Genomic DNA, 19,591 nt, shown 5'->3' with positions numbered 1-19,591 from the left:
GGCGGAAGCTCAGAGCCGGGGGTCGACGTGGATCTTGGGGCCGGGCCCCGCCGTCGGCGGTCGCTCACCCGCAAGGACGTCCCCGACCCGTTCCAGGCCGACCGTCGCGGCGACGAGCGGTCGCGGGTCGACCCGCCCCGAGGCGTACAGCTCCACGGTGCCCGCCAGCCCGCCGGACGCGGACAGGACGCCGACGGCGGTCACGTCCTTGAGGGCGAGCCGGCGCGTGTCGATGACGCTCTGCTGGGCTGCGAGTCCGATCAGGACCACCCGCCCGCCCGGTTCGACCCGCTCGACGGCGAACGAGGGCATCTCCGCGCCGTTGGTCGCATCGACCACCGCGTCGAGGGCGAGCCCTTCGAGGTCACGCGCCGTCGCGACCTGGTGGAACCCGAGCGAGGCGGCGAAGTCCCGTGCGTGTTCACTGCGTTCCAGTACGCTGACCTCCCCGCCGTGCGCACGAGCGACCTGGGCGACGAGCAGGCCGATGGTGCCGGCGCCGAGCACGAGCACCCGTGCGCCGGGCCGGACGTCAGCGGCGCGCACGCATCGCACGGCGTTGCCGCCCGGCTCGACCAGTGCCCCGAGCGTCTCGTCCACGGCGTCCGGCAGGGGCACGAGCGCCGAGACCGGCACGGGGAGCCGCTCGGCGAGCGCACCCGGCCAGCCCCCGCGCACGCCGATCTCGAACCGGTCCGCGCACAGGTGCTGGCGATCGGCGCGGCACCGCTCGCACCGCCGGCAGCCGAGCATGGTGTCGCCGGTGACTCGCCGGCCCGCCCACGTCGGGTCGACGCCGGCGCCCACGGCCGAGACCCGGCCGCACCACTCGTGGCCGATACGCACCGGGTACGACGCGTCCCCGGTGGCGAGGTAGGCCATGTGGCCGCTGAAGAACTCGGCGTCCGTGCCGCACACGCCGGCGCGCTCGACGTCGACGACGACCTGTCCCGGACCGGCCTCCGGCTCCGGGACGTCCCGAACCTCGCCGTGGCCGGGGCCGGTGATCACGAACGCACGCATCGATCGACCTCCTGACCGGGACCGTACGGGATGCCGGTCACGAGGGAGCGCCGCGGGGTTGCCACACGGGTGCCACGTCGCGGGCCGGTACGCGGCCGACGGCGATCACGTGAATCGCCGACCGCCGACCGCCGACCGCCGACCGCCGACCTGCTCGACGCGGCGTTCACGCGGTCGGGTGAGCGCCACGGAGGACTAGGAAGCGGCGGCCGCTGTTCGGGTAAGGCACGATGTCCGCCGCCAGCGGAGAGTGTGTGTTTTCCGAACATGTTAGGCTGTTCGGGAAAGTCTCAAATTCCGCCGCCAGCGGAGTCCGCCTGATACCTGAACAGAGGTGGTGAACCCATGGCAACCGATGTGGTGCTGAATGCTGCGGAGGTAGAGCGTCGCGTCGTCAACCTCTTGCGTGACCGCCTGCCCGTTACCTGGATGGTCACGGACGCCGCTGAGCCAGGGCCGGACTCGCGGCGGCCCAATCTGTCGATACAGCTTGATGGGCCTGACGGGAGGGCTGCGAGACTCGTCGTCGAGGTCAAGCAGGTCGTCGAGCGCCGCGACGTTGCGCGTCTCGCGGACCAGGTTCGCCTCATGGCGGCGGACGCCGGCGACGTTCCCATCGTGGCAGCTCGCTATCTGTCGCCATCGGTTCGCGAGGCTCTGGCGGAGGACGGTCTCTCCTACGTAGACGCCACGGGCAACATGCGCGTCGTTGTCCACTCTCCGGCCCTGTTCATCGCCGACCGGGGTGAGGACCGGGATCCGTGGCGCAAGGGCCGGCCGCGGGGAACGCTCAAGGGTGAGCCCGCCGCGCGCGTCGCTCGCGCTCTGTTGGACTACGACCGCGACTGGACAGTCCGTGAGCTGATTGTTGCGTCGGGCGCATCCACGGGTGCGGCCTACCGGGTGCTGGAGTACTTGGAACGCGAGGATCTTGTCGTCAAGGATGGCAAGCGTTATCGAGTGACCGACTGGGAGCGGTTGCTGCGCGCATGGAGTACCGATGCCGCCTTCCAGCTGACTACGCGCGTGATGGCGTTCATCGAACCGAGGGGAGTGGATGCCTTCCTGGCGAAGGTAGCCCAACGGTCGACATTCCCCAAGGCGGTGACGGGATCAATCGCTGCCAAGGAGTGGGCGACCTACGCGCCAGCCAAGGCCGCCTACGTCTATGTCTCGTCGATTCAGGAGGCATCGGAGCAGTGGGGGCTGCGACCCAATGCGGCTGCGCCAAACGTAATCCTCTTGGAGCCCAAGACGGTCGGCGACGTCCCGTTCCAGAACACCGCGCCGGCCGAGGGAGGCTACCTGGTAGCGGCTCCCGCGCAGGTGGCGGCCGACCTCCTGAACGGACCGGGGCGCGAACCCGCCGAAGGTGAGTACCTCATCGAATGGATGAAGGCCAACGAGAAGCGCTGGCGCCGTGGCTGACGAAGTGACCCGTGACCCTGGCGCGCATGGGGCTGCTTGACGCGCTGGAAGCACTGGAGTCGCATCTCGACGCGCTCGTCATCATCGGCGCACAGGCCGTCTACCTCCACACGGGGGCCACGGAGATTGCCCTTGCCGAGTTCACTACCGACGGCGACGTCGCAGTGGACCCCGAGGTGCTGAGTTCCGATCCGCTGGTGGAGGAGGCGATGAGCGCCGCGGGCTTCACGCCGGATCGGCGGCCGAGCGCGATCGGCTCCTGGATCTCCGCGCGCGGAGTTCCGGTCGACTTGATGGTGCCCGACGCTGTCGCGGGAGCCGGACGCCGAAGCGTCCGCGTGCCGCCGCACAACGACAAGTCGATGCGAAGAGCGCGAGGGATCGAGGCGGCGCTGGTCGACAACTCGAAGATGCTGATCCGGGCACTCGACCGTGCAGTTGACGCTCGAGAGTTCGAGGTCTCCGTGGCCGGGTCCGCAGCGCTGCTGGTGGCCAAGCTGCACAAGATCCACGACCGGCTCGAGAAGCCTTCGAGGCAGGACAACAAGGACGCCCACGACGTCTACCGTCTGCTGCGCGCAATCGAGACCCAGGACTTCGTCGAAGCGATCAGTCGGCTGCGGGCCGAGGACGTCAGCGCGAAGGTGACCCGCGAGGCGCTCGACCAACTCCGAGACCTCTTCGCACAAGGAGCAAGTGCCCGCGGCTCCCTCATGGCCGGCGCCGCGGAGGAGTTGGTTGGTGACCCGGCTGCCGTGTCGGAGAGTGTGGCGCTGCTGGCGCAGGACCTCCTTGAGGCCCTTGTCTCCTAGGTTTCCTGGGAGCGCGGAAGGCCAGCGCGGTCGAACTCCTGCTGCAACCGCGGCCGGCGCTGATGGGTCTCACGCAGTCTCGCGATCAAGTCGTCGACGTCGGCAGCGTGCTCGGTCCCCGCGGCCAGCTTGCGCATCTTCCCCAGCCTCCGTGCCGCGAGTCGGTAGTACTGCGCGCCCGCATTCGCCAACTCCTTCTCCACGAGTCGCTGATGGATCGGGAGGACTGCGGTCGGGTCGATCTTCTCGTAGGACTTCACCAGTTCCGCCCACGTGTGGTCGCTGTCGAGGGCGAGTGAGTGCGCGAGTTCCCAGGCGAACTGAGGCTCCTTAAGGGTGAGGAGCACAAGGAGGGCGGCGTCGTTCGGGCTCGCTGCCAAGGTGGCAACGACCTCGTCGCGGAGCTCGGGCCACGCCTTCCCCGCAGCCTTGTGCAATCGAGCCGCAGTTGTCGACGAAGGCCAGCGCCGGAACATCGCAAGCCTCGCGTTGAGAGCTTCGTCGGGCCGGTGCTCCTCGAGAAGTCGGCACCGGTAGTCCGCGGCCTTTTGCGACTGGTGACCATGGTCGAAGTCGCTGGCCTGCTTTGCCCAGTCGATGGCGACGTCGATCTCGCCGATCTCCTCGAACGCCTCGGCGGTGTCCTCCAGCCAGGCCGCGACCCTCCGGTCCTTCGCGTGCGTACGGATGATCGCGTCGATGTCGCGGTCGAGCACCGCGAGCCGTTGTGCGTTCCAGTCGAGGGCGAACCACTCGTGCGAGTGACGCGATGTCCAGCGATCCTCTTCGGAGGGCCGGGGTCCGAGGCCGGCTTCCACTTCGGATAGCCGCCTCCGGTACGCCGCCATGCCGACATCCCCAAGCGCCGGTGCATACGCCACAGGGTCGAGCTCGAAGTAGTCGACCTGGTCATCGTCGAACTGAAACGTGATCATCCAGTCGACCAGCTTGTCGACCGGAGTCTTGGCGGCGGCAGCCGCCTTCGGGTGTAGGTCCAGCAGACGACGGCATGCGTCCCCGATGACCCCGCTGGAGTCGTCCGCGCGTGCGATCACCCTGATCGCCGATGCCAGGGCCTTGTGCGTCACGGTGTAGATCTCGGCCGGATCCGTCGTCGGGATCGCGTTCTCGAGGATGTCGACGGCCTCATGCATTTCGCAACCATGGGCGTTCGCGGCGCTGTAGCGGTAGAGGTCCGAGCGTGTGCGGATTAGCGGGAGAACGGTGTTTTGCCAGCGAGGTCACCCTCTCATTCTCTACGCCCAGAACTTTCACAGCCTCGATCCCGGCCCGGGGACGTCCCGCACTTCGCTGCGGCCGGGCGCGGTGATGACGAACGCACGCATCGATCGACCTCCTGACGGGGACCGTACGGGATGCCGCATCGGATCTCTGCGGTACCGCGGTCGCCGACCGGGCGCCACGTCACGGACCGGTACGGAAGCGGCGGAACGTCATGGGCTAGCCTGCTGACGGCCGTGCGGCGAACCGGCCGCCCCGACGAACGGAAAGCGCGACGATGCCCCTGCGCAGTGACGCCTGGTACTCCGGCGAGGACCGCAACGCCTACATCCACCGGGCGTGGATGCGCCGCGGCGTACCGGGCTCTGCGTTCGAGGGCCGGCCACAGATCGCGATCGCGAACACGGCGTCGGACCTGACGCCCTGCAACGCGCACCTGGGCGAGGTGGCCGCCTCGGTCCGCAACGGCGTCTACGAGGCGGGCGGCATCCCGCTCGAGCTGCCCGTCGTGTCCCTCGGGGAGACCCAGGTGCGGCCCACCGCGATGCTGTGGCGGAACATGGCCGCCATGGCGACCGAGGAGATGCTCCGCGCCAACCCGGTCGACGGCGTGGTGCTGCTCGGCGGCTGCGACAAGACGATCCCCTCGCTCCTCATGGCGGCGGCGTCCGTTGACCTTCCGGCCGTGCTGGTGCCCGGCGGGCCGATGCTGACCGGCACCTTCCGCGGCGCGCCGCTGGGCTGCGGCACCCACGTGTGGCGACTGTCGGAGGAGGTCCGGGCGGGCACGCTGTCCCAGGAAGATTTCGTGACGTCGGAGTCGGCGACCATCCGCAGCCGCGGCCACTGCAACACGATGGGCACCGCCTCCACCATGGCGGCGCTGGCGGAGGTCCTGGGCACGGTCATCCCCGGGACGGCCGGCATCCCGGCACCGGACAGCCGCCTGCTCGAGTCCTCGCACGCCGCCGGACGGCTCGCCGTCGAGCTGGTCCGCGAGGAGCGCCGTCCCAGCGACGTGCTGACCACGGCCTCGTTCCACAACGCGATCGTGGCGCTCGGCGCCATCGGTGGCTCCACGAACGCCGTCGTGCACCTGCTCGCGATCGCCGGCCGTCTCGGCATCGACCTGACGCTGGACGACTTCGACCGGATCGGGTCACGGGTGCCGCTCCTGGCGGACCTGCTGCCGTCCGGCCGGTTCCTCATGGAGGACCTGCACCGCGCCGGCGGGCTGGCGGCCGTCATGGGAGAGGTGCGGGACCTTCTCGACCCGGCGGCCCTGACGGTGACGGGCCGGCGGTACATCGAACACCTCGACGACGCCGCCGTGTGGGACCGGGAGGTCATCCGTCCGCGCGCGGCCCCGGTCCTGGAGGAGGGCGGCATCGCCGTTCTCCGCGGGAGTCTCGCGCCGCAGGGTGCCGTCATCAAGCCTGCGGCCGCCTCGCCGCACCTGCTGCAGCACCGCGGCCGTGCGGTGGTCTTCGACAGCATCGAGGACCTGCACGCGCGGCTCGACGACCCGGACCTCGACATCGACGCCGACTCCGTCATGGTGCTGCGGGGCTGCGGCCCGCAGGGGTACCCCGGCATGCCGGAGGTGGCCAACATGCCGCTGCCGACGAAGCTCCTGGAGGCGGGCGTGCGCGACGTCGTGCGCGTCTGCGACGGCCGTATGAGCGGCACCGCCTACGGCACCGTCATCCTGCACGTCGCCCCGGAGTCCGCCGCCGGCGGTCCGCTGGCGAAGGTGCGCACCGGTGATTGGATCGAGCTCGACGTGCCCGGGCGGCGCCTGAGCCTCGACGTGCCCGCGGCCGAGCTCGCCGAACGGGAGCCCAGCGCGACGGCCGCGGCCGCCTACGCGGCGCCGACGCGCGGCTGGGAGAAGCTCTACATCGAGCACGTCCTGCAGGCCGACACCGGCGCCGACCTGGACTTCCTCGTCGGCGCGACGGGTGACCGGGTCGCACGCGAGTCGCACTGACGTCGGCTCGGCCGAGGCCTTCAGCGGCGGTAGGTCAGGAACCGGTAGCGCGGGCCCTTGGCGGACACGTGCCAGCCCTCGGCCGGGTCCGCAGCGGTCAGTCGCCACACGGCCGGGTCGATCTCCGGGGCCCGAGTGTCGCCGTCGACCGTGACGTCGATGTCGGTGACCTCGAGGACGTCGGCACGGCCGATGGTCCGGGCGTACACCTCCCCGCCGCCGAGGATCCACACGTCACCGCCACCCTCGCCGGCCAGCTCGAGAGCGGCCGCGAGATCCGGCACCGTGTGCGCGCCCGGCGCCTCGTAGTCCGGGCGGCGGGTGAGCACGATGTTGCGACGGTCGGGCAGCGGCCGGAAGCGCGGCGGGAAGGACTCCCACGTGGTGCGGCCCATCACCACGCTCGTCCCGGACGTGACGTCCACGAACCGGGCCATGTCCTCCGGCACGTGCCAGGGCATGGTGCCGTCCGCGCCGATGATGCGGTCGTGGGCCTGGGCCCAGATGAGTCCCAGCACTAGACCGCGACCGGCGCCTTGATGGCCGGGTGGTGCTGGTAGTCGAGCACCTCGACGTCGTCGAAGTCGTAGTCGTCGAGCGAGGCCGCCTTGCGGAGCACGAGGGTGGGGAACGGGAAGGGGTCGCGGCCGAGCTGCTCGCGAACCTGGTCGACATGGTTGTCGTAGATGTGGCAGTCGCCGCCCGTCCAGACGAAGTCGCCGACCTCGAGGCCGGTCTGCTGAGCGACCATGTGGGTCAGCAGGGCGTAGGACGCGATGTTGAACGGCACGCCGAGGAACAGGTCGGCGCTGCGCTGGTACAGCTGGCAGCTCAGCCGACCGTCGGCGACGTAGAACTGGAAGAACGCGTGGCACGGCATGAGCGCCATCTCGCCGAGGTCGGCCACGTTCCAGGCGGAGACCAGCATGCGACGCGAGTCGGGGTTGCTGCGCAGCGTCTCGAGCACCCGCTCCAGCTGGTCGACGTGCCCGCCGCCCGGGGTGGGCCACGAGCGCCACTGCACGCCGTACACCGGGCCGAGCTCGCCGTCCTCGTCGGCCCACTCGTTCCAGATCCGGACACCGTGCTCCTGCAGCCAGCGCACGTTGCTGTCCCCGCGGAGGAACCACAGCAGCTCGCCGATCACGGAGCGCAGGTGGACCCGCTTCGTCGTCACGAGGGGGAACCCTTCGCGCAGGTCGAACCGCATCTGGTGCCCGAAGACGCTGCGCGTCCCCGTTCCGGTGCGGTCGCCCTTCGGGGTGCCGTTCTCGAGCACGTGCCGCAGCAGGTCCTCGTACGCGGTGTTCGGGCCACGGGTCTCGGCCGTCGCGGCGGCGTCCTCGCCGGGGGGACGGGTCGGCGTCTGAGTCACGCGACCATCGTAGGTCCGGGTGGCGACACGGCAGGAGAAGCCACGCGAAGACGCCCGCGTCCGTGGCGGACGCGGGCGTCTGGAGCGGTCGGAACGTCAGGCGACGGCCGGCTCCTGCTTGCGCTGCTCGACCTCGGCGCGGTTGCCGGAGTGCGCAACCTCGATCTTGCGGGGCCGCGCCTCCTCGGCCACCGGGATCGTCAGGGTGAGCACGCCGTCGGCGTAGCCGGCCTCGATGCGGTCGAGCGCCAGGCCGTTGCCGAGGGAGAGCTGGCGGGCGAAGGTGCCGGTCGGACGCTCGTGGCTGAGCCACTGGGCGTCCTGCGGGACCTCCGTGCGCCGCTCGGCGCGGACCGTCAGGGTCCGGTCCTCGACGTCGACGTCGATGCTCGCGGGGTCGACGCCCGGCATGTCGATGCGTGCCACGTAGGACTCGCCCTCGCGGTAGAGGTCCAGCGGCATGCCCGGGACGGTCGGGGCCTGGCGCCGCATGGTGGCGAGCCAGTCGTCCATCTCGCGGAACGGGTCGAAACGGGTTGCCATGAAGATCACCTCTGGTTCAACTCTGCCGGCCCGGACCCTCCGGGCCGCCCGGCCGGGACCGCCCTCGTGGCCCGGTCGGATGCTTCGTTCACAGCAACAGTTTTAGCACTCTCCTTATTCGAGTGCTAAGCGGTGATCGCTCAGGGCGAAAACTTGAGCGCGTCGCGCTCAAGCAGCGGTATCGACGCAGGTCAGGCCGATGCTCCGGAACCAGGCGAGGCGGCCCAGAGCGTCGTGGAGGGGCGGATTGAGGGCGGCGAAGGTGCCGGCCGGCGGCCCGGCACTTCAGACACGGCCCGACCGCTCAGGACCGGCCGCTCTCGATCCGGTCCGCGTGCCGGGAGTTCGCCGCGCACCACGCCTGCACCATGTCGCCTCCGCCGTGCCCCTCGCCCTCGTCGACGAGCAGCTCGCTGCCGGGCCATGCTCGGTGCAGGCGCCAGGCCGTCACCACGGGCCCGCTGACGTCACGGCGCCCATGGATGAGCGTGGCCGGGATGCCGGCGAGCCGCTCCGCGCGCTCGAGGAGCGGTGGGTCGAGGAAGGCGTCGTGCGCCCAGTAGTGCGTCACGAGCGTCGTCATGACGTGCCGGAACCTGTCGTCGTCCCAACGCGGGTCACGGTGGACCCTGCCGGTGCCGATCGAGATGTGGGTGTCCTCCCAGTCCGCCCATGCCTGGGATGCGGCATCGCGCACGGCGGGGTCCGGGTCCGTCAGCAGCCGCAGGTACGCCTCGACGAGCCGGTCGTCACCCCTGCGGCAGGCACCCGCCCGTTCCGCGTGGCCGGCGAACCTCTCCCAGGCCTCGGGGAAGAGCGCACCGACCGTCTCGGTGATCCAGTCGACCTCGAACCGGCTCGTCGTCGTCACAGCCATGAGGACGACGCCGTGCACCCGGTCGGGATGCTTCTGCGCGTAGGCGAGGGCGAGCGTCGAGCCCCACGAGACCCCGTTGACCAGCCACGCCTCGACCTGCAGGTGCTCGCGGAGCCGCTCGATGTCGCGGATCAGGTGGGCGGTGGTGTTCTCGGCCAGGTCGTAGCCCGGCTCGGTCACCAGCGGTCGCGACCGCCCGCAGCCACGCTGATCCAGGGCGATGATGCGGAACCGCTCGGGGTCCAGCTTGGCGCGGTACCCGCCGTTTCCGAGACCGCCGCCGGGTCCGCCGTGGAGGTAGATCGCCGGGATGCCGTCGGGGTTGCCCGACTCCTCCCAGTAGATCTCGTGGTCGCCCTCGACGGGCAGATGACCGGAACGCCGCACGGGCGACTTGGGGAACACAATCGGGACGGTAGCAGCGGCCTCAGCTGCCGAGGGCGTCGACGGCCGCCATCTCCTCGTCCGTCAGATCGAGGTCCGCCGCCGCGAGGTTCGCCTCGAGCCGATCGGCGTGGACAGACTTCGGGATGACGACGTAGCCGTGCTGGACGTGCCAGCGCAGCACCACCTGCTGGGGCGTCGCGTCGTGGGCCGCGGCGACCTTCGCGAGCACTGGGTCGTCCATGTCGGTCCGCTTGAACGGGCTGTACCCCTCGAGCACCACGCCGCGCTCGCGAAGCGCGTCGACGAGGGCGGCGTCGTGGTCGGACGGGCTCCAGGGGACCTGGTCGACGGCGGGGGAGACGCCGGTGGCGCCCACGAGCTCGTCGATGAGGTCCGGCGAGTAGTTCGAGACCCCGATTGCTCTGGCGCGGCCGGCCTCCTGCGCGGCGACGACACGCTCCCACATGCGGACGCCGGCGTTGTCGCCGCGCGGCGGCCAGTGCACCAGCCACAGGTCGACGTGGTCGAGCGCGAGGTCCGACAACGAGCGCTCGAGCGTCTCGTCCTCCCGGCCGACCCGTTCCGGCGGGCACTTCGTCGTGACGAAGACGTCCTCACGGGCCAGGCCGGAGTCCGTCAGGGCACGCCCGATCTCTGCCTCGTTGCCGTACATGGTCGCGGTGTCGAGGTGCCGGTAGCCCAGCTCCAGCGCGGTGCGCACCATCCGGTACGCCTCCTCGCCACGCGCCTGCCAGGTCCCCAGTCCGAGCAGCGGCATGTCGACCGCGCCGTCGCGCGCGGTGAGGTGGACTGCCGGCACGGTGGGGCTCACGACGTCGCTCCGAACGTCGCCGGCGGGGGACCGAAAGCCTCCCGAGTGCCGTCCAGGACGTTCTTGCCCATGATCTTCGTCCCCTGATAACCGATGACTGCTCCGACGCCGAAGGGCGCCAGTCGGCCGAGGGAGACGGCTCCGGCGCGGGCCAGCCCTGCCTGGACGAGCCGGCGGGTCAGCGTCTTGTTCACCGCCCTGATGGTGCCGAGCGGCAGCCGGGTCAGCGCCGCACGGGCCCAGTAGAGGGTGCCGAGGCCCAGCTGACCGGAGACCGCCTTGGCGCCGTCCTCACCGAGCAGGGCGGCGAGGAGCAGGGCGCGGCGACGCTCGACGTCGTCCACCGCGACGCCGTGGACGGCGGCGACCGCCATGACGTGGTTGGCGGACGCCGAGAGGAAGGCTGCCGTCTGGGCCCCGGTGAGGCCGACGGCGGCCAGGGTGCCGATGCCGGGGAAGGCGGCGACCGCGCCCACCGCGCCGCCGAGGCGTGCGCTCCGGGCGAGATACCGCTTCTCGAGCCGGCCGATCAGCTCGGCCGGCGAGATACCGGCATGCTCGCGCCGCAGCTCGGCGACCGCGTCCTCGCCCTTGTCGGCCCGGCGGACCGCGGCGTCCAGCAGCCGGTCGAGAGCTCGGCGGTCGGCCAGATCGGGACCTCGGCTCTCCTGCCTCGTCATCGGACCGCCTCGTTCGTGAAGAAGACGGTGTTGCCGGCGCCCGCGGTGAGGGTGCGGCTCACGGTGCACTGCCGCTCGATGGCGGCGTCGGCACGTTCGACGGTCTTGGCCATGGTCTCCTCGTCGAGGCGGGAGAGGTCGGTGACGATCTCCGCCGTGATCGAGCCGTAGCGGTTGTCCTCGGCGTTCTTCTCGGCCGAGACGCCGACGACGGCGGCGAAGTCGTCACCCAGCGCATGGGCGAGGCGGTGGTCGGCGGACAGTGTGCTGCACGTCGCCAGGGCGATCTGGAGCAGCTCGCCCGGCGTGAACCGGCCCTCGCCGTCGCCCACGAGGACCTCCGCCCCGCGCGCGTTGCGACCGGTGTAGGAGCGGGTGCCCGTCCGTTCGGCCCACAGGGCCTTCGACGGCGCCTCTTCCTCGTCCGGCGTTGCGGACGGTTCCCTCTCGGGCATGCCTGTCATGGCTGCCATCGTCGCACGTGAGAGGCCGCTGTGCGCCCGCGCCGTTACGTTGGGAAACGTGACAACGTACGAGAGCCCGCAATCCCTGCCCGAGGCCGCCATCGTCGTCCTGTACGGCGCGACCGGAGACCTGGCCAGCCGCATGGTGCTGCCGGCGATCGACGAGGTCCGAAGGCGCGGCCTCATGCCCGCTCACTGGCGGCTCGTCGGGTGCTCGACCGGCCGGCTGGACGACGACGCCTTTCGTGACCGTGTCGCGGCCGCGCTCGAGGGCAGCGAGCAAGGAACCCCCGACGACGTCGACGAGGTGCTCGGCCGCGTTCGGTACGCCGGGGGCGGCTTCAGCGCCGAGGATCCGGGCGACCTGCCCGGCGTGCTGAACGAGGTACGGGAGGACCTGGCCGGCGAGACGGACGCCGAGCCGCTGGTCCTGCATTTCCTCGCCGTCCCGCCGGGAGCCTTCGCGCCCATCGCGCGCGGGCTGGGCGCGCACGGTCTCGCGGAGGGCGCTCGTGTCGTCTTCGAGAAGCCCTACGGCACGTCGTTGGAGTCGTTCGTCGAGCTCGACGGCGCTGTCAAGGAGGTCCTCGACGAAGAGCAGATCTTCCGGATCGACCACTTCCTCGGCAAGGAGGGGGTGCAGACCATCTACGTCATGCGGTTCGCAAACCAGCTCTTCGGCTCGGAGTGGTCCCGGGCGAGCGTCGAACAGGTGCAGATCGATGTGCCGGAGGATCTGGACGTCGCGAACCGGATCGGCTTCTACGAGGCGACCGGAGCGGCCCTCGACATGATCGTCACCCACCTGTTCCAGGTGGCTGGGCAGGTCGCGATGGAGCCGCCGCGCAGCCTGCGCGAGCCTGCCGCCATCCATCAGGCGAGGGAGGACGCGCTGCGTTCCTTCCGTCCGCTGGAGCCGGCCGAGGACGTCGTGCTCGGGCAGTTCGAGGGGTACCGCGACATCGAGGGCGTGGCGCCCGACTCCGAGCAGGACACGTACGTGGCCGTGCGGCTGTGGGTCGACTCCGAGCGTTGGCGCGGCGTGCCGTTCCTCCTGCGCACGGGCAAGCGGATGGCGGCCAAGGCGCAGCGGATCACGCTGGTCCTGGGCCCGCCCTACGGGCCGCTGGACCCCGAGCTGGACACGCCCAACTCCATCCAGATCGACTTCAGCGGTTCCGGCGAGGTCCGGCTCGGCATCACGGTCAAGACTCCCGGCCCGGACCTGACCTACTCCTCAGGCACGGCTGTCCTCGACCTCGACGACGTGCCCGGGGGCGAGCCGATCTCCCCGTACGCGTCACTGATCCACGACGTCCTCCTCGGGGACCGTTCGCTGTTCACGACGGCGGAGGCGCTGCAGGGAGCCTTCACCGCCTTCGCGCCGCTGCAGGGCGACGCGCGCCCGGCCCCGCTGCCCTACGTGCCCGGGTCCTGGGGGCCGGAGGAGGCCCGCCGACTGCCCGCTCCTCACGAGTGGTTCCTGGGCCAGTGAGAAATCGTTCCTGAAAGTGGCCGTGGCTTCGGTCACATCCGGGTACCGTGGTGCACGCACCTGGCTCAATGGCGAGCCAGGGCACCTCACTCGGCATCTCGCTACTGGCGCCTCGTTACTGACGCTTCGCTACGCGGGAACGCGTTCGGCACCGCCCGTTCGCCAGGCTCAGGACGTCTTCGCCAGGTGCTCCAGGCCCAGCCGCCGCTCGACCGCCACGACGTCGTCGACCGTGCCGACGGCAGTCCGCTCGATCTTGCGGCCCATCAGCGGCACTGACGCCGTGACGTCGCCCTCGTAGGTCTCCTCACACCCCTGCGGCGTCGGGACGAGGCGCTGGCCGCCGCGCACGCGCACCGGGACGCCGTTGATCTCGAGCGTCAGCGTCGAGGTGCGCGAGCCGTCGGCCGCCGGTCCGCCCCACGCCTCGACCATGGTCACCTCGAGCGACTCGCCGACGAAGGAGCGGAACGCCGACGGGATCTTCGTCGTCGGCATGTCCGCCCGTGTCGTCACGGTGAAGGCGGCCCCGTCCCGGGCGACGTCGCAGCTCGAGCGCAGCGCTCCGGCGGCCGACATCTTCCGCGTCACGAACTCCTCGTTCGCGAGCATGGCGGCGACGGTCTCGACGTCCGCGGGGTAGGCGATGGTGGCGGCGAAGCGCACGGTGACTCCTCGGATGGTGACGAACGGTGAAGTCAGCGTAGTGGGGCTCGCACCGGGCTTACGCTGGGGCCCGTGCCCCACACGCTCGCCCAGATGATCGCCCAGTCCGGCCACCTCGACGAGCGGGACGACGCCGAGTGGCTGCACCAGCTCGTCGGTGACTGGCAGGTGGTGGCCGACCTCGCCTTCGCGGACCTTGTGCTCTGGCTGCCCACGTCCGACGGCGACTTCGTCGCCTCCGCCCACTGCCGGCCCTCGACCGCGGCCACCGTGCACTACCAGGACATCGTCGGGGAGCACCCGACAGAGGTCCGCCGGACCTTGATGGCGCAGACCATGGAGGACCGTGGCATCCACGTCCGCGCGGACCCGCAGGGGCGCGCCTCGCTCCCCATGCGAGAGGTGCTGCTGCCCGTCGTGCACGCGGGGCGAGTGCTCGGGGTGCTGACCCGGGAGGTCGGTCTGCCGACCTCTCGGGTGCCCTCCAGGCTGGACGTCTCCTACATCGAGATCGCCGACGTGCTGTGCGGGATGATCAGCCGCGGCGAGTTTCCGCAGCAGGGAGCGCCGACCGGCCAGCGCCGTGGCGCTCCGCGCGTCGGCGACGGCCTGGTGCGCCTCGATCCCGAGGGCCGGGTCATCTACGCCAGCCCGAACGCGCTCAGCAACTTCCACCGCCTCGGTGTCATCGGCGAGATCAAGGGGCAGGTGCTGGGCGAGGTCGTCACCGAGCTCATCGAGGACCACAGCACGGTCGAGGAGACGATGGCGGTCGTCGTGATGGGCCGGGCGGCCTGGCGCACCGAGATCGAGTCGCGCGGCGTGACCCTGACCATCCGGGCGGTCCCGCTGACGGAGAACGGCGAGCGCCGTGGCGCACTGCTGCTGTGCCGCGACGTCTCGGAGGTGCGCCGCCGCGAGCGCGAGCTCATCACGAAGGACGCCACCATCCGGGAGATCCACCACCGGGTGAAGAACAACCTGCAGACCGTCTCGGCGCTGCTGCGGCTGCAGTCCCGCCGGAGCCCCAACCCGGAGACCAAGTCGGCCCTCGACGAGGCAGAGCGCCGGGTCTCGACCATCGCCATGGTGCACGAGACCCTCTCGCAGGGCCTGGACGAGGTCGTCGACTTCGACGAGGTGTTCGGGCGGCTGATGCGGCTGGCCGCCGACGTCGCCTCCCCGGACTCCAAGGTGAGCACGGTGGTCGAGGGTGGTTTCGGGAAGGTCGGTGCCGAGGTCGCCACCTCACTCGCCGTGGTGCTCACCGAGCTCGTGTCCAACGCCGTCGAGCACGGCCTCTCGGGCCGCTCGGGTACCGTCACGGTGGCGGCCTCCCGGACCGGCCCGCACCTGTCGGTGACGGTGCGCGACGACGGCACCGGCATCGAGGACGGCCGGGTGCTCTCCGGGCTCGGGACGCAGATCGTCGAGACGCTGGTCAAGGGTGAGCTGAAGGGCTCGATCGAGTGGAGCCGCCGCGAGGAGGGCGGCACCGAGGTGACCTTGTCGGCGTGGATCGGCGTGCCCGGCAAGATCATCCGCCGGTTCTGACGCCCCGCCCGTGCCGATTCGTCACTGCCGTGCCGATTGGTCATCGGCGTGTCCGTTGGTCATCACCGTGCCCACTGGTCATGTCTCGACATCGAGACGTGACCAGTCGTCACAGAGGTGACGAGTCGGCACAGGGATGACGAGTCGGCACAGAGGTGACGAGTCGCGGCCGGACAGACGACGACGCCGCCGGTCACCCGGCGGCGTCGTGTCGGAACGTCCTGTGTGTCAGCCGGCGCGGCGTGCGCGGGCGGTGCGGCGCTTGAGCGCCCGGCGCTCGTCCTCGCTGAGTCCGCCCCAGACACCCGAGTCCTGCCCGGTCTCCATCGCCCACTTCAGGCACGTGTCGACGACGGTGCACCGGTGGCAGACGGCCTTGGCCTCCTCGATCTGTACGAGTGCAGGACCGGTGTTGCCGATGGGGAAGAAAAGCTCCGGGTCCTCGGTGAGGCAGGCAGAGCGGTGACGCCAGTCCATGAGGGTCTCCTTAGTGCATGCAAGGACCGGCAGCTCCGGAAGAGGCGGTCCAGGATCAGGTGCTGCGACAACCTTTTCACGGCCCTTGAATCCCTCACAAGGGTTTCCGGAAAATGACGTGAGGGTGACGCCGTGCGGTTTCTCACAGGGTCGGCACGGCTGGTCGGGCGGCTCTCAGCGGCCCGTCAGGGCGGTTCGAAGGCGGTCCGGCCGCGGTCACGACACGGCCCCGAAGCGGCCGTAACCGGTAGATTCGTCACCCATGAGCCCGACCTTCTCGGACGTCCCCGCCCCGCTGCGGCTGGCCCTGGCGGGGGCGTGCCTGGAGGCGCTGTGCCTCGCCGCATTCGCCGTCGGAGCCGTTGCCTCGGCGGTGCTCGGCGGGCCGGGCGGATTGGGCGTCGCCGTCCCGTTCGCGGTCCTGCTCATCGTGTTCGCCCTCCTTCTCGTCGGTTCCTCACGCGCCCAGTGGCGCGGCATGCGATGGGGCCGTGGCCCGGTCATCACCTGGCAGCTGCTGCAGATCGTGACCGTGCTGACCGTGCTGGGGACCGTGCCGCCCTGGGGCGTCGCCGCCGCGCTCGCCGTCTCGGTCGGAATCGTCGTCGGCACGCTCTGGCCGTCGTCGCGCGACTACGCCTCGACGACCCGCTCGACGTCGGCGGTCCTCTGAGCCGTTCTCGCCCGCGCGACCTGGACGGGCATCGCACGACCACGCCGGACCACCACACCGAGCCCCGGCTGGTACGGCCGCACGGGGTCCACGACGGAGCGCAGGTTCACGTCCGTCAGCTGCGCGGTGAACGCGTGCGCCGGCCGCAGGATCAGCAGCGTCGCCCGCGGCCGCCAGAGCGCGAGCGGACCGCGGTAGGCGGCGGCGACCGACTCGCTGCGGGCGGCGGCCAGCACCGTGAGGTCGCGGCGGCCGGCCAGTGCCGCGGCGAGCTCGTCGAGATGGTTCGGCGGCCATCGGTCGAGGTCGTCGAGGACGACGACGCCGGCCCCGTCCGGCACCGGCTCACCCGGATCGGGCGAGACCACGTCTCGGCCGCCGCCGGTGAGCTGACTGCGCAGGGTCTGCAGCGCCGTCGTCCGGCCGCTGCCGGACGGTCCGACGACGAGCACCACCTCACCGGGTTCGCACGAGACGTGCACGGCCGAGCCGTCGTCGCCGCCGCGGCCGAGGGCCGGCCACGGCTCCCTGCCGAGGTTGCCCAGGAGGTCGGCGTCGAGCGTGACGTGGTCGGGCAGGGCAGCAACCCGAGGAACGTCGGGTCCGGGGGTCCCGACGTCGAGCGGGCCGCAGAGCGCCATCTGGAGCGCCGTGGCCCCGCCGGGTTCGAGGAGCACACCCCGGCCGGGGATCGGGGGACCGCCGAGGAGGTCGCGCGGCACGCCGGCGACAAGCGCTTCGCTCTCGTCACGGGGCGCGAGGACCAACCGGGTGCGCACGGACTCGAGCCACCGGGCACCGACGAGCGACGCAGGCCCGGAGAGCACGGCCGAGACGCCGGCCCGGCGGCCGTCGCGCACGGCGCGGGAGAGCAGCGCCGTGCCCTGCCCGGCGCCCGCGACGAGGTCGAGCTGCTCGACGACGGTTTCGGCGTCGTCGACCACGAGCACGGCCGGCCCGGTGAGGATCTCGAGCAGCCGTGCGATGCGGCGCGGGTCGTCGCCGCCGACGACGGTGCCCAGCGACGGTCCGCGCAGGTCGGCGAAGCGACGCGCATCGGCGGCGACCACGTGCACGGTCACGCCGGCACCCAGGGCCGCCGCGACGACCGTCCGCAGCGCTTCCGTGTGACCCGTGCCGGGGCCGCCGACGACCAGCAGGTCGGTACGGTCCCAGATCCACGTGCCGAGTCGTTGCTGCTGGGGCAGATCGGTGCGCGCGAGCACGAGTCCTGGCACGTCAGCCGTGCGGATGGTGCCGGTTCGCGTGCTGCGGGCGTCGGCGGCCTCCTCGGTGGCCATCTCGACGACCTCGGTGAGCCCTACCCGTTCCGGCAGCGGCGGCGCCCAGGGTCGCGGCGGGGCCTGGCCACCGGCCCGTGCGCGCCATCCCCGACGGGTCTCCTGGACGACCTCCTCCACCCAGCGGCCCGTCCCGCACCACGGCGCCTGGACCGTGCGCAGACGGTCGGTGCGCAGCACCGCGCGACCGGGGACGGCCGGCAGCTCGGCCGCTTCCGACGACCCCACCACGTCGTGCGACTCCGCCGGCTCCAGCACCCGCAGGCAGATGCGGACGGTGAGGTTGGCGCGCACCTCGCTCGTCACCGAGCCGCCCGGGCGCTGGGTGGCGAGGATCAGATGGACCCCGAGGGACCGGCCCTGCGTCGCGAGGCGCACGAGCGAGCCGAGGACGTCCGGGTGGGAATCGGCCAGCGCCCGGAACTCGTCCACCACGACGAGCAGCCGGGGCAGCTCCTCATGGGGCCGGGTGGCGCGGTAGGAAACCAGGTCCTTGACGCCGGCCCGGGCGAGCAGCGCCTCGCGGCGGCGTACCTCCGCCCGCAGGCTGCTCAGGGCGCGGGAGGTCGCGGCAGGGTCGAGATCGGTCAGCACCCCGGCGACGTGCGGCAGCTCGGTCAGGCCGGCGAAGGTGGCGCCGCCCTTGTAGTCGACGAGCACGAGCTGCAGGTCCGCCGGCGAGTACCGCACGGCGAGCGCCACGAGCCAGGCCAGCAGGATCTCCGACTTCCCGGCGCCGGTCGTCCCGGCGAGCAGCGCGTGGGGACCGTGCTCGACGAGGTCGAGCTCGACCGGCCCGTCGGAGTCCACCCCGATCGGTGCGCACAGCCCGTCCCGGCCACCTGACCACTCTCGTCCGACCTCCGATGCGCCGCCGAGCAGCTCCCTCAGCTGCACGTCGGTGGGCAGGCTCTGCGGTGCTGTCTCGCCGGCCGGGGCGAGCAGCTCGGCGACGAGCGCCGCCCACGACCGGCCCACGCCGTCGGCCGGCACCGGCACCACGCGCGTGCACCACGTCGGCACCTGCTCGATCGACCCGGCGAGGACGAGATGCACCTCGCAGGTCTCGCGGCCGGACGCGTTCGGCGTGCTGCGCGCCGGCGCCGGCCCGGCCGCTTCGCCCCGCAGCGGTTCCGCGTGGACGACGACGCGCCACGTGACGTCCTCGCGGGGCAGGCACGGCCACGGCGCGGGCAGCTCGAGGGCGAGGCGGTGGCACGTCGCCAGCTGGGCGACCACCCATCGCACGGTCGCGGCGACGTCCTCCGGCGGCCCGATGAACGCGATCCGGTCGCCGTCGACCAGGTCGAGGAGGTCGGGTGAGCGGCACCGCCGCGGGGTCGCGGTGAGCCGAGCACGCAGCGTCGCGCCGGGCCGAGGGGGCAGCGCGCGGGTCGCGGCCAGCAGGAGGACCGTGGCCGGGTCCGGGAGCTCGGCGGGCGGGGAGCTGCGTCGGCCGGCGAGCACCGCGACGACCAGCCCGACCGGTACCGCGAGAATGACCCACCGCCACGGTGACGCCGTTCCGGCCAGCAGCAGCGGCACCATGCCGAGGCACGCGACCAGCGGCAGCGCCAGCCGTATCAGGTCCCGCTTCGGCCTCGGCTGCTGCGGCTCCGGTGGTGCCGGCACCCGAAGATCCTCCGGACGACGGCGCACTTCGAGCACCGTCGACCCGGCCACGAGGCGAGCACCCTCCGGCAGCCGGCGCCACCGGGCGGGTAGCCGCCGGGGCGGCGACCATCGGCGGCGCCCGGGCCGTCGCCGCCGGC

18 protein-coding genes are annotated in these 19,591 nt (G+C 71.7%); 6 read left to right on the top strand and 12 right to left on the bottom strand.

The annotated features are described in order from the left end of the window. Positions 1 to 9: 9 nt before the first annotated feature. Positions 10 to 1,023 (bottom strand): zinc-dependent alcohol dehydrogenase, encoded by a 1,014-nt coding sequence (locus tag ABD907_RS01875; RefSeq protein ID WP_345214797.1) that lies wholly within the window; start codon positions 1,021 to 1,023, stop codon positions 10 to 12. Between the two features lie 345 nt (positions 1,024 to 1,368). Here ABD907_RS01875 and ABD907_RS01870 point away from each other — a divergent pair, with 345 nt between their 5' ends. Then, the gene (locus tag ABD907_RS01870; protein WP_345214796.1) at positions 1,369 to 2,451 is read left to right on the top strand and encodes a hypothetical protein; all 1,083 of its coding nucleotides are present in this window, start codon (positions 1,369 to 1,371) and stop codon (positions 2,449 to 2,451) included. A 26-nt stretch (positions 2,452 to 2,477) separates the two neighbouring features. Then, positions 2,478 to 3,263 carry a hypothetical protein gene (locus ABD907_RS01865; protein ID WP_345214795.1) on the top strand — a complete coding sequence of 262 codons (786 nt, stop codon included), beginning with the start codon at positions 2,478 to 2,480 and terminating at the stop codon, positions 3,261 to 3,263. Here ABD907_RS01865 and ABD907_RS01860 read toward each other — a convergent pair. Then, a complete protein-coding gene (locus ABD907_RS01860; protein ID WP_345214794.1) occupies positions 3,260 to 4,417 on the bottom strand; it encodes a DUF6880 family protein in 1,158 nt (385 codons plus the stop codon). The genes ABD907_RS01865 and ABD907_RS01860 overlap by 4 nt on opposite strands. Before the next feature lie 365 nt (positions 4,418 to 4,782). On the opposite strand from ABD907_RS01860, the gene ABD907_RS01855 reads away from it, so the two are divergent. Then, positions 4,783 to 6,495, top strand: a complete 1,713-nt coding sequence (locus ABD907_RS01855) for a dihydroxy-acid dehydratase (RefSeq protein ID WP_345214793.1) — start codon at positions 4,783 to 4,785, stop codon at positions 6,493 to 6,495. A gap of 20 nt (positions 6,496 to 6,515) precedes the next feature. Here ABD907_RS01855 and ABD907_RS01850 read toward each other — a convergent pair whose 3' ends face one another. From ABD907_RS01850 to ABD907_RS01820, 7 genes are all read right to left on the bottom strand, one after another. Beyond that, positions 6,516 to 7,013 carry a dihydrofolate reductase gene (locus ABD907_RS01850; RefSeq protein ID WP_345214792.1) on the bottom strand — a complete coding sequence of 166 codons (498 nt, stop codon included), beginning with the start codon at positions 7,011 to 7,013 and terminating at the stop codon, positions 6,516 to 6,518. Continuing rightward, positions 7,013 to 7,786, bottom strand: coding sequence for a thymidylate synthase (locus ABD907_RS01845; protein ID WP_345215401.1), 774 nt, complete (start codon positions 7,784 to 7,786; stop codon positions 7,013 to 7,015). Before ABD907_RS01845 ends, ABD907_RS01850 begins: the two co-directional genes overlap by 1 nt. A gap of 180 nt (positions 7,787 to 7,966) precedes the next feature. Then, positions 7,967 to 8,413, bottom strand: coding sequence for an Hsp20/alpha crystallin family protein (locus tag ABD907_RS01840; protein WP_345214791.1), 447 nt, complete (start codon positions 8,411 to 8,413; stop codon positions 7,967 to 7,969). 304 nt (positions 8,414 to 8,717) lie between these two features. Further along, on the bottom strand, positions 8,718 to 9,695 hold the full coding sequence (pip, locus tag ABD907_RS01835) for a prolyl aminopeptidase (protein WP_345214790.1): 978 nt from the start codon (positions 9,693 to 9,695) through the stop codon (positions 8,718 to 8,720). Positions 9,696 to 9,717: 22 nt separating this feature from the next. Next, positions 9,718 to 10,455, bottom strand: a complete 738-nt coding sequence (locus ABD907_RS01830) for an aldo/keto reductase (RefSeq protein ID WP_486334051.1) — start codon at positions 10,453 to 10,455, stop codon at positions 9,718 to 9,720. 50 nt (positions 10,456 to 10,505) lie between these two features. Next, on the bottom strand, positions 10,506 to 11,189 hold the full coding sequence (locus ABD907_RS01825) for a hypothetical protein (protein ID WP_345214788.1): 684 nt from the start codon (positions 11,187 to 11,189) through the stop codon (positions 10,506 to 10,508). Then, entirely contained in the window at positions 11,186 to 11,644 is a 459-nt protein-coding gene (locus ABD907_RS01820; protein WP_486334050.1) for an OsmC family protein, read from the bottom strand. Before ABD907_RS01820 ends, ABD907_RS01825 begins: the two co-directional genes overlap by 4 nt. A 67-nt stretch (positions 11,645 to 11,711) precedes the next feature. On the opposite strand from ABD907_RS01820, the gene ABD907_RS01815 reads away from it, so the two are divergent. Next, positions 11,712 to 13,148, top strand: a complete 1,437-nt coding sequence (locus tag ABD907_RS01815) for a glucose-6-phosphate dehydrogenase (protein ID WP_345214786.1) — start codon at positions 11,712 to 11,714, stop codon at positions 13,146 to 13,148. A 168-nt stretch (positions 13,149 to 13,316) separates the two neighbouring features. Here ABD907_RS01815 and ABD907_RS01810 read toward each other — a convergent pair whose 3' ends face one another. Then, positions 13,317 to 13,814: a DUF2505 domain-containing protein gene (locus tag ABD907_RS01810; protein WP_345214785.1), complete on the bottom strand. Its 498-nt coding sequence runs from the start codon at positions 13,812 to 13,814 to the stop codon at positions 13,317 to 13,319. Between the two features lie 93 nt (positions 13,815 to 13,907). Between ABD907_RS01810 and ABD907_RS01805 the strand changes: the two genes are divergently transcribed. Next, entirely contained in the window at positions 13,908 to 15,368 is a 1,461-nt protein-coding gene (locus ABD907_RS01805; protein ID WP_345215400.1) for a sensor histidine kinase, read from the top strand. A 228-nt stretch (positions 15,369 to 15,596) separates the two neighbouring features. Here ABD907_RS01805 and ABD907_RS01800 read toward each other — a convergent pair whose 3' ends face one another. Further along, complete coding sequence (locus ABD907_RS01800; RefSeq protein WP_345214784.1) at positions 15,597 to 15,845, bottom strand: WhiB family transcriptional regulator; 249 nt, start codon at positions 15,843 to 15,845, stop codon at positions 15,597 to 15,599. 262 nt (positions 15,846 to 16,107) lie between these two features. On the opposite strand from ABD907_RS01800, the gene ABD907_RS01795 reads away from it, so the two are divergent. Continuing rightward, positions 16,108 to 16,518, top strand: a complete 411-nt coding sequence (locus ABD907_RS01795) for a hypothetical protein (protein ID WP_345214783.1) — start codon at positions 16,108 to 16,110, stop codon at positions 16,516 to 16,518. On the opposite strand, the gene ABD907_RS01790 is transcribed toward ABD907_RS01795, so the two are convergent. Then, entirely contained in the window at positions 16,479 to 19,451 is a 2,973-nt protein-coding gene (locus tag ABD907_RS01790; RefSeq protein ID WP_345214782.1) for an FtsK/SpoIIIE domain-containing protein, read from the bottom strand. The genes ABD907_RS01795 and ABD907_RS01790 overlap by 40 nt on opposite strands. Between the last annotated feature and the right edge of the window lie 140 nt (positions 19,452 to 19,591).

The sequence above is a fragment of the Georgenia halophila genome, assembly GCF_039541595.1.
The sequence above is the reverse complement of the archived record's forward strand: the minus strand, read 5'-3'. Positions and strand labels throughout refer to the sequence as shown.

Coding starts and splice junctions, on each gene's coding strand:
- ABD907_RS01875 (WP_345214797.1), bottom strand. CDS start 1,023: ATGCGTGCGTTCGTGATCACCGGCCCCGGCCACGGCGAGGTTCGGGAC.
- ABD907_RS01870 (WP_345214796.1), top strand. CDS start 1,369: ATGGCAACCGATGTGGTGCTGAATGCTGCGGAGGTAGAGCGTCGCGTC.
- ABD907_RS01865 (WP_345214795.1), top strand. CDS start 2,478: ATGGGGCTGCTTGACGCGCTGGAAGCACTGGAGTCGCATCTCGACGCG.
- ABD907_RS01860 (WP_345214794.1), bottom strand. CDS start 4,417: ATGCATGAGGCCGTCGACATCCTCGAGAACGCGATCCCGACGACGGAT.
- ABD907_RS01855 (WP_345214793.1), top strand. CDS start 4,783: ATGCCCCTGCGCAGTGACGCCTGGTACTCCGGCGAGGACCGCAACGCC.
- ABD907_RS01840 (WP_345214791.1), bottom strand. CDS start 8,413: ATGGCAACCCGTTTCGACCCGTTCCGCGAGATGGACGACTGGCTCGCC.
- ABD907_RS01830 (WP_486334051.1), bottom strand. CDS start 10,455: ATGCCGCTGCTCGGACTGGGGACCTGGCAGGCGCGTGGCGAGGAGGCG.
- ABD907_RS01825 (WP_345214788.1), bottom strand. CDS start 11,189: ATGACGAGGCAGGAGAGCCGAGGTCCCGATCTGGCCGACCGCCGAGCT.
- ABD907_RS01820 (WP_486334050.1), bottom strand. CDS start 11,644: ATGCCCGAGAGGGAACCGTCCGCAACGCCGGACGAGGAAGAGGCGCCG.
- ABD907_RS01805 (WP_345215400.1), top strand. CDS start 13,908: ATGATCGCCCAGTCCGGCCACCTCGACGAGCGGGACGACGCCGAGTGG.
- ABD907_RS01800 (WP_345214784.1), bottom strand. CDS start 15,845: ATGGACTGGCGTCACCGCTCTGCCTGCCTCACCGAGGACCCGGAGCTT.
- ABD907_RS01795 (WP_345214783.1), top strand. CDS start 16,108: ATGAGCCCGACCTTCTCGGACGTCCCCGCCCCGCTGCGGCTGGCCCTG.